The sequence below is a fragment of the Nonomuraea sp. NPDC046570 genome (assembly GCF_040645915.1).
Lineage (GTDB): Bacteria > Actinomycetota > Actinomycetes > Streptosporangiales > Streptosporangiaceae > Nonomuraea.
In genome coordinates, this window is sequence record NZ_JBEYZF010000087.1 from 1 (window position 1) to 8286 (window position 8286).

5 protein-coding genes and 2 pseudogenes are annotated in these 8286 nt (G+C 68.1%); 4 read left to right on the plus strand and 3 right to left on the minus strand.

All coding sequences use genetic code 11. The annotated features are described in order from the left end of the window. Positions 1-290 precede the first annotated feature (290 nt). On the minus strand, positions 291-1031 hold the full coding sequence (locus tag ABZ911_RS42570) for a hypothetical protein (protein WP_358070230.1): 741 nt from the start codon (positions 1029-1031) through the stop codon (positions 291-293). A gap of 814 nt (positions 1032-1845) precedes the next feature. Here ABZ911_RS42570 and ABZ911_RS42575 point away from each other — a divergent pair. Then, positions 1846-2679: pseudogene (locus ABZ911_RS42575) on the plus strand (IS5 family transposase); the annotation flags it as partial. A 288-nt stretch (positions 2680-2967) separates the two neighbouring features. Here ABZ911_RS42575 and ABZ911_RS42580 read toward each other — a convergent pair. Continuing rightward, positions 2968-3782, minus strand: a protein-coding gene (locus ABZ911_RS42580; protein ID WP_358070233.1) for an IS5 family transposase whose coding sequence is annotated in 2 segments (ribosomal slippage) — positions 2968-3419 and positions 3419-3782 — 816 coding nt in all. Because the reading frame shifts where the segments join, the coding sequence is not laid out codon by codon here. Positions 3783-4238: 456 nt separating this feature from the next. On the opposite strand from ABZ911_RS42580, the gene ABZ911_RS42585 reads away from it, so the two are divergent. After that, positions 4239-6302, plus strand: coding sequence for a phosphocholine-specific phospholipase C (locus ABZ911_RS42585; protein WP_358070236.1), 2064 nt, complete (start codon positions 4239-4241; stop codon positions 6300-6302). A gap of 193 nt (positions 6303-6495) precedes the next feature. Here the strand turns inward: ABZ911_RS42585 and ABZ911_RS42590 are convergent, their stop codons facing one another. Next, positions 6496-7104, minus strand: a complete 609-nt coding sequence (locus tag ABZ911_RS42590; protein ID WP_358070239.1) for a TetR family transcriptional regulator C-terminal domain-containing protein — start codon at positions 7102-7104, stop codon at positions 6496-6498. A 96-nt stretch (positions 7105-7200) separates the two neighbouring features. Between ABZ911_RS42590 and ABZ911_RS42595 the strand changes: the two genes are divergently transcribed. Both ABZ911_RS42595 and ABZ911_RS42600 read left to right on the plus strand, forming a co-directional pair. After that, positions 7201-7476 carry an MFS transporter gene (locus ABZ911_RS42595; RefSeq protein WP_358070242.1) on the plus strand — a complete coding sequence of 92 codons (276 nt, stop codon included), beginning with the start codon at positions 7201-7203 and terminating at the stop codon, positions 7474-7476. A gap of 58 nt (positions 7477-7534) precedes the next feature. Continuing rightward, positions 7535-8161, plus strand: a pseudogene (locus ABZ911_RS42600) (IS3 family transposase); the annotation flags it as partial. Between the last annotated feature and the right edge of the window lie 125 nt (positions 8162-8286).

An 8286-nucleotide genomic window follows, 5' to 3' on the forward strand; every position in this document is an offset into this window, starting at 1 on the left:
CGACGTTGGCGCGTCGGCCTTATCTCGAAACCACATCGGATGATCCGGGAAGGTACACCCCTTCCCGGCAGATCCACAGGTTTCGATCATTGCTCCTGGCTCCGCGGCTGGATGACTAGCCGTCTTAAGTTCTGGTGGGCGACCACTGAAGCGTCACTGACATCAGTTGCAGAAGCCGCTGACATTCCGATGGCAGACGACAAGAATGTCAGTAGCTCGCGCGGGGCTCCGGAGCAGGCCGCAAGCGCTCCGAGCAGGTCGACCCCGGGCTGCCCGCGGTGCTGCCGTGGTCAGTGCGGTGGACGCTGGGCGAAGCCGGAGGCGGCTTCTGCGGCGCTGCAACTGCCCTCGCCCGGCATCACCTGGATCCGCGAGGGCGACCACACTTCGACCCCGACAGACCGGACCCGGGCAAACAGGCACACGCCCGGCCGCTCGTACAGGGCGACGCCGATGACGCCGTTGATGTCCGCCACCTCCACGCGGATGCGGTCGTCGAGGTCCAGGCTCCTCACCGCGTCACGGGCGGACTGGAGGTCGGGTGCCTTGGGCAGGCGGCTCTTCAGCCACTGGTGCGCCCGGTCCGGGATCTCGGCGGGCGCGCGGAAGACAGGTGGCGGGCCGTCCGGGCAGCCGACCTCGTCGACCTCGGCGTCGGCGTAGGAGACCGAGATCTCAAAGCACGGGGCGGCCACCAGGGGCGGGACCGGCGTGGCCAGGTGAGCCTTGTCCCTGGGGATCCCCCGGACGCCGCTCCCGGCGGTGGCGGTGGCACGAATTCTCAGAACGACCCTCCCCATCTCTCCGGAGTCGAGGCTGTAGCGGGTGCCTGTCACCGAGTAGACGGTCACGTCCTTCTCGCGCGAGAGCCAGTGACCGATGTCCTCCGGATTCCAGCTCAGGCCGCGCCCGAGTTGCCGGGCGATCTCGTCGGCGCGGAACCTGGCCGCCTCTTCCGCAGGATCAGCCGAGCAAGACACCAGGACCGAGGCCAGGGACAGGGCGAGGAGCGAAGCGAGCAGCCGGCGCACCCATCCTCTCTACCCCATCACCCCGATCCGGGAGGGATAGCGTTGCCAGATGGTGATCGTCGGAGCCCTATCACGTGAAGGTTCTTCGCTTTCCGGCGGCGCCACGCAGGCCGCGCCACCCCGGCATCCCGAAAAGGCACGGCTGACGTTAAGTCCGCGCCGCCACTGACATCTTCGCCACGCTCAACAGAAACCCCCGGCGTCGCGCCCACGGGGAGGGGAAGGGGAGGAAGAGATACGATCACAGCGCGTAGTGTTTCGCCTCCGATCCGCTACGCCTGGAGGCGCGATGCTCCCCCGCGTGCGCACCGGCACGGCCGGTGCCTCGGCCCTGGCGCACTACCGCGCCGAGCTCGCCAGGACCCGCCCCCGCTCCACCGCGCGCATCCTGCGCCGTCTGGAGCTGGCCGGCACACGACTCCTCGACTTCACCATCGCTACAAAAACCTCAGCGACGAGGGAGAAGCTTCACCGATTCCGAGATCTCCTCAACCACCAGAGCGACGTGCTCTACACGGAAAACGCCCTGGTCCTGGGACTGAATGGCCTGAAGAGGTGCTCGGGAACCCAGAGGTTATTCCTTAGAGGGTGTGCGCGGCCAGATCGGTGGGGTGGACGGTGGACAGACCGCCCTTCTTCTTAGAGCCTGCTGACAAAGGGATTTGGTGTTGGGGTTTGAGTCAGAAGACCGTCGGAGGGTGGTCATTTTCGGGTCGTTAACCCGTGAATAGGAGCGGGCTCCCGGTAGCTGAGGTGTTGTCTAAGCAGCTCAGCGGCCAGGAGCCCGTGGTTGTCTGTCTACACGCCCACGTCCGTGAGCGCCAGCGATTGCGCCTCACCGGGGTGCCGATGTCGCGGCCGGAAACCGGCATATCCGTCGGATCTGAGCGATGCCGAATGGGCGGTGCTGGAAGGCGAGGCGCGGGCGGTGATGGCCGAGCTGGTCGCAGCCACGGGCAGGCCGATGGTGCATGACCTGCGAGTGGTGCTGGATGCGATCACCTATGTGACCCGGTACGGGATCGAGTGGCGGGCCCTGCCGGTCGATTTCCCGCCGTATGAGGCGGTGTATGCGTTCTTCCTGCGCTGGTCGCGGCGGGGCCTGCCCGAGCTGCTCGCCGGGCGGCTACGCGGCCGCCTGCGGGTCCTGGCCGGACGCGGCGAACTGCCCACGGCGGGCTGCGTCGACTCCCAGTCGGTCAAGGCAGCCGAGACCGTCGGAGCCGCGACCTGTGGCTATGACGCAGGCAAGAAGATCAAGGGGCAGAAGCGGCATGTTGTGGTCGACACGCTCGGGCACCTGCTGTGCGTGATCGTCACCGCCGCGTCCGTCCAAGACCGTGACGGCGCGCACCCGTTGCTGGCCCTGCTGCAGGAGAAGTTCTCCACCATCGCTCTGGTGTGGGCCGACGGCGGCTACGCCGGACGCCTGGTGACCTGGGCCGGCCAGGTCCTCGGCCTGGCCGTCACGATCGTCAAACGCAGCGACGACGTCCGCGGCTTCGTCGTGTTGCCCCGCAGGTGGGTGGTGGAAAGAACCTTCGCCTGGCTGGCCCGCTACCGGCGGCTGGTCCGCATCTACGAACGCAAGCCCGAACACCACCAAGCGCTGATCTGGTGGGCCACCGTACACCAGATGACCCGCCGCCTGACCCGCGAACTGGCAGGTCAACCGCCCCATGAACGCTGGGGAGACCCGCCACCTCTGCCGACCTTGTCCAGTCCCGACCGGCGCGGCAAGGTCCTGGAACTCCTGACCGCCCAGCCCTGGAGGGCATGGAAAGGGGCAGAGCTGGCCCGCCATCCTCGGGATCGAGAACATCAACAGCTTCCGAGTCCAACTGTCCCAATGGTCCCATCAGGGCTACATCAACAAGATCGGACCAGCCCTCTACGGACCCATGCCCACGAGCACTTAGAGGTCCTAACAGAAAGATCAGCGGACGAGCCGGCGCCAGCAGATGATGGCGGCGGCGAGGGTCATGAAGGCTTCGTGGATGTCGTCGCGGATTTCCCATCGGGTGCGCAGGCGGCGGAACCAGTGCAGGAGCGCGATCGTTTGTTCTACGACCCAGCGGTGGATGCCCAGGCCGGAGCCATGTTCGGTGCCGCGGCGGGCGATGATGGGTTTGATACCGGTGCGCCAGACCAGGCGGCGGTACTTGTCGTGGTCGTAGCCGCGGTCGGCGTACAGGCGGTCGGGCCGCTTGCGGGGCCGTCCGCGACGCCCGCGCACCGGCGGGATGGCCTTGATCAGCGGCAGGAGCTGGGTGACGTCGTTACGGTTGCCGCCGGTCAAGGACAGTGCGAGGGGGATGCCGCCTGCGTCGGTGATGACGTGGTGTTTCGAGCCCGGCTTGGCGCGGTCGACCGGGCTCGGTCCGGTTTTGGGCCGCCCTTGAGTGCCCGGACATGGGAGCTGTCGATCACCGCCTTGGACCAGTCGAGCTGGCCGGAGGCGTGCAACTCGGCGAGCAGGAGCTGGTGCAGCTTGTCCCACACTCCGGCCTGGTGCCAGTCCCGCAGCCGCCGCCAGCAGGTCATACCCGAGCCGAAGCCCAGCTCCTGGGGCAGGAACTCCCACGGGATCGCGGTATAGAGCACGAACAAGATGCCCTGCAAAGCGAGTCGATCGTCCAGCCGTTTACGGCCCGGATGACGCTGTCGCCGCTCCACCTTCGGTAACAGCGGCTCGATGCGCTCCCACAAGCTGTCCGGCACGATCCAGGGCAGCTGCTCACCCTTCTTCATGCAGAGATCAACGATCAAGAGGAGCTTTAGACACGCCTTAGATCATTTTGTTAGGACCTCTTAAGCCTTTGTCAGCAGGCTCTTACCGACCGGGGTGCGGACCGCCCCGACGATGTACGCCTCTGCCACAATGCCTCCTGCTCATGAAACCGAGCATTGTTCGGTTAGTAGGAGGTTACAACAGAACCTTTGTCCGTGTCGTGCCCGGGATCGCCGGCCGGGCCGGACGTGGCGGGGCCCCCACACCCGCCTCCGGCCGTCGCGAACGATCCTTGCGACCGATCGCGGCCCGTTCATCGCCGGTGGCGCCGGCACGGTTTCCCGTGTCCCTATGCGCGAAGATCTGGTCATTTAGCAACAAGTCTGCTCACGTGTCATCTGTTCGATGCCCATCGATAAAGGTCTGGTTCCCTGCCATTGACAGCCTTCCGGGGTCCCCTTCGAAAGGAAATCCCCATGTCCGTAGGCCCCTCCCGCCGACGGTTCCTCGCGGCCGGCGCAGGAGTACTGGCGGGCTCGCTGCTGCCGCCCTCGGTCCACCGGGCGATGGCGATGGCGGTACCTCCCGGCGGCCTGTCCGCGATCAAGCACGTCGTCTTCCTCATGCAGGAGAACCGCTCGTTCGACCACTACTTCGGCACGCTGCGCGGCGTGCGGGGGTACGGCGACCGCAACGCCATCCGGCTCCCGAACGGCAAGCCGATCTTCGAGCAGCCCTCGGCCGGCGGAAGCGTGCTGCCCTTCTCGGTCCGGGAGGCCGCGGGGCTCGTCGGCAAGGACCTCCAGTGGATCTCCGACCTGGCGCACGGCTGGAACGACGGCCAGGCGGCGGCGGCCAAGGGCTGGCACAACGGCTGGATCCCGGCCAAGTCCCCGGCCACGATGACGCACTACGAGCGGCAGGACATCCCGCTCCAGTACGAGCTGGCCGACACCTTCACCATCTGCGACCACTACTTCTGCTCGGTGCTGTCCTCCACCAGCCCGAACCGGAACTACCACGTCAGCGGGCACACCGGCTACGAGCCCGGGACCACCAAACGGGCCATCGACAACGCCGCCTACAACCAGGACACCCACGCGGGCTACACCTGGACGAACGCCGGGGAGATCCTGGAGGCGGCCGGGAGGTCGTGGCAGGTCTACCACGAGTGGGACAACTACGAGGACAACAACCTGGAGTTCTTCGCCCGGTTCCGGCAGATCGCGCGCAAGGCGCTGCTCGGCGACCACAAGAGCATGCACTCCTTCTACCGCGCGGTCCGCACGGCGTCGGAGCCGCAGCGTCAGCTGCTGCTCGCCCGGCTGGAGGAGGGCGTCGCGCAGCTCACCCCGCAGGAGCGCTCGCTGTTCGACCGGGCGCTGCGCCGGGTGCCGTCCAAGACGCTGGCGCAGGCCTTCCGCGCCGACGTCGAGGCCGGGAAGCTGCCCGAGGTGAGCTACGTCGTGCCGTCGGCGGCGGACTCCGAGCACCCCTCGGCCTCGTCTCCCGCCCAGAGCGCGCGAATCACCTACGACATCCTCGACGCGATCGCCTCCACCCCCGAGGTGTGGCAGTCGACCGCGCTGTTCATCACCTACGACGAGAACGATGGCTTCTTCGACCACGTGCCGCCCCCGCTGCCGCCCGCCGCACAGGCCGCCGAGTTCTACAACGGAAACCCGATCGGGCTGGGGGTCCGGGTTCCCATGACGATCGTCTCGCCGTGGACCATCGGAGGGTACGCCTGCTCCCAGATCTTCGACCATTCCTCGACCGTGCGGTTCCTGGAGACCTGGCTCGGGGTCCGTTTTCCCGACGTCTCCCCCTGGCGGCGTACGGTCTCCGGTGACCTGACCTCCGCCTTCGACTTCACCTCCGCCGGTCCCCGGCCGTCCCCCGCCCAGCCCGCACCGGTCCCTGCCTTCACGGGCCGCTGGCGGCCGTCGCCGCCGGCCGAGCAGCGGATGCCGGTCCAGGAGGAGGGCGCCCGCCCGGCCCGGCCGCTGCCGTACCAGCTGAACTCCTGGGCCCGGCTGCTCGGCAGCACTCTGGAGCTGACCCTGGCCAACACCGGCCGGGACAGCGCGCACATGGTGCTCTATCCCTACGCCGGCGAGTTCGAGTTCCCGCTCCACACGGACGTCCTGGGCGTCACCACCCGCGCCGTCGAGGTGAAGGACCGCTATGACCTGACCCTGACCGGCCCGAACGGCTTCCGCCGCGAGTTCGCCGGGTCCCTGTCCGGCAAGGCCGCCAAGGCCCAGGTACAGCAGACGATCGACATCGACCCGCGGAAGGTCCGGATCGAGATCACCAACCTCGGCGACCACCGCCTGACCCTGAAGGTGCGGGCCAACGCCTATGGCGACAAGGAACAGACCGTACCGCTGCGCGCCGGCCAGTACCGCCAGGTCGTCTGGCCGGTGGAGGCGTCGCACGGCTGGTACGACGTCCAGGTCACCTGCGACGACGACCCCTCCTACGTCCGCCGCCTGATGGGCCACGTCGAGAACGGCCGGTCGAGCGTCACGGGCTGACGCCGGCCACCGCGATGTGACGGGCGGCCTCCCGGCCCCCGTCACATCGCGGTGGCGCTCCCCGTCATGGCCGGTTGAGCACGATGTAGCCGTCGCGGTCGAATACGGCCTGTCGGTAAGGCTGGCCCCATCAGCCGCCATCTGTTGTGTTCTCGCAGTTCAGGGCCGCGATAGGAGCGTCTGATTTCCGTCGTCACGCCCGGCCGTACAGGTCGGCGATGGCCGCCCGCAGGTGTTGCTGCGCGGCCTGGCTGGTGGTGACGCCGATGAGCACATTGGTGGCCAGGCCTTCGGCGAGCGCTACCAGGCTGACCGCGTGCCGGTGCGGGTCGGTGCCGGGGGGCAGGCGGCCGGCGTTCTGGTCGGCGTGCAGCAGGTCGGTCAGATCCCGGTGGAAGACGTCATACAGTTGGCGCAGCCGGGCGGCGATCTGCTCATCGGCCAGCGCCAGGGCGTGGAAGGACTGCCGTACGCGCATGTGGGCCTGGCTGGCGGCGTCGTAGGGGATGAGCTCGTTCAGCACCGTGGTGAGCACCCGGCGCGGCTCGGCGGCCTGCAGGTCGGCGCCGGCCTTGGCCCGGATACGAGCGCTGGACAGCTCGTTGCCGCGCTCGAAGGCGGCTTCAAGGAGTTGCTGCTTGGCTGGGAAGTAGTGCTGCACGCGTCCGGGTGAGACGCCTGCCCGGGCGGCCGCCTCGGTCAGCGAGACCGCGGTCAGGCCGCGGTCGGCGACGATGGCGAGCACCGCGTCGGCGATCTCGTTGCGCCGCTGCACGTGCTGCGCACCTGGCCCCCTGCCCATGGACCCTCCCATTTTCTCAATGTGTTCACATCGGATTATATGCTGGGCCTAACTAATGCGATGTGATCGCATCGCTATACGAGAGGGGAGGGGTCAGTGCCAGTCGTGTTGGCGCTGCTGTGCGCCGCGCAGTTCATGGTGGTGCTGGACGTGTCGGTGGTGAACGTCGCGTTGCCGTCCATCCAGCACGCGCTCGCCTTCGACGCCCGGCATCTGGCGTGGGTCGGCAATGCCTACGCGCTGAGCTTCGGCGCTCTGCTGCTGCTCGGCGCCCGCCTGGCCGACTTGTACGGGCACCGGCGACCGCGGGCCTGGCGGTGTTCACCGCCGCGAGCCTGGCCGGCGGGCTGGCCGATGCGCCCGGCTGGTTGATCGCCGCCCGCGCGGGTCAGGGGGTGGGGGCGGCGGTCCTGGCCCCGGCCACGCTTCCCGCGTCATGCGCGCCTTCGGGATCGTCGGGCTACACCTGCGTAAGAAGGTGCGCACCACCGTGCCCGAACCGTCCGATGCCAAGGCGCCCGACCTGATCGGCCGGGACTTCACCGCGGACGCGCCGAACCAGCGCTACGTGGGCGACATCACCTACCTGCCCGTCGGCGACGGCGAGTTCCTCTACCTGGCGACCGTGCTGGACCTGCATTCACGCCGCCTGGCGGGCTGGTCGATTGCCGGCCACATGCGCACCGAGCTGGTCGCCGACGCGCTGCGGGCCGCGGCCGGCACGCGCGGCAGCCTGGACGGGACGATCTTCCACTCCGATCATGGAAGTCAATACACCTCGCGCGAGTTCGCCGACCTGTGCGCCGAACTCGGCGTCCGGCAGTCGATGGGTGCCGTCGGGTCCAGTGCCGACAATGCCGCCGCGGAGGCGTTCAACGCCTCCCTCAAGAGGGAGACGCTGCGGGGCGCCAGGCGCTGGCCGACCGCTCACGCGGCTCGGCTGGCGGTCTTCAGGTGGATCACCCGCTACAACACCAGAAGGAGGCATTCCACCCTCGGGCATCTCAGCCCGATCGACTACGAGCATCGAACCGATACAGTGCTCAAAGCAGCATGAACCCCGTGTCCACACTCCGGGGGGAACGCCCCGGGCTTCCCACTCGGGTTCCAGCGCGTTGCGGACCCGTGCCTGGTGACACCGGTCCATGATCACTGGTATGCCGAGGGGGCGGAGCTTGGCGG

Excerpts from the sequence above, each read along its gene's own strand:
- ABZ911_RS42585 (WP_358070236.1), top strand. The coding sequence starts at position 4,239 with ATGTCCGTAGGCCCCTCCCGCCGACGGTTCCTCGCGGCCGGCGCAGGA.
- ABZ911_RS42590 (WP_358070239.1), bottom strand. The coding sequence starts at position 7,104 with ATGGGCAGGGGGCCAGGTGCGCAGCACGTGCAGCGGCGCAACGAGATC.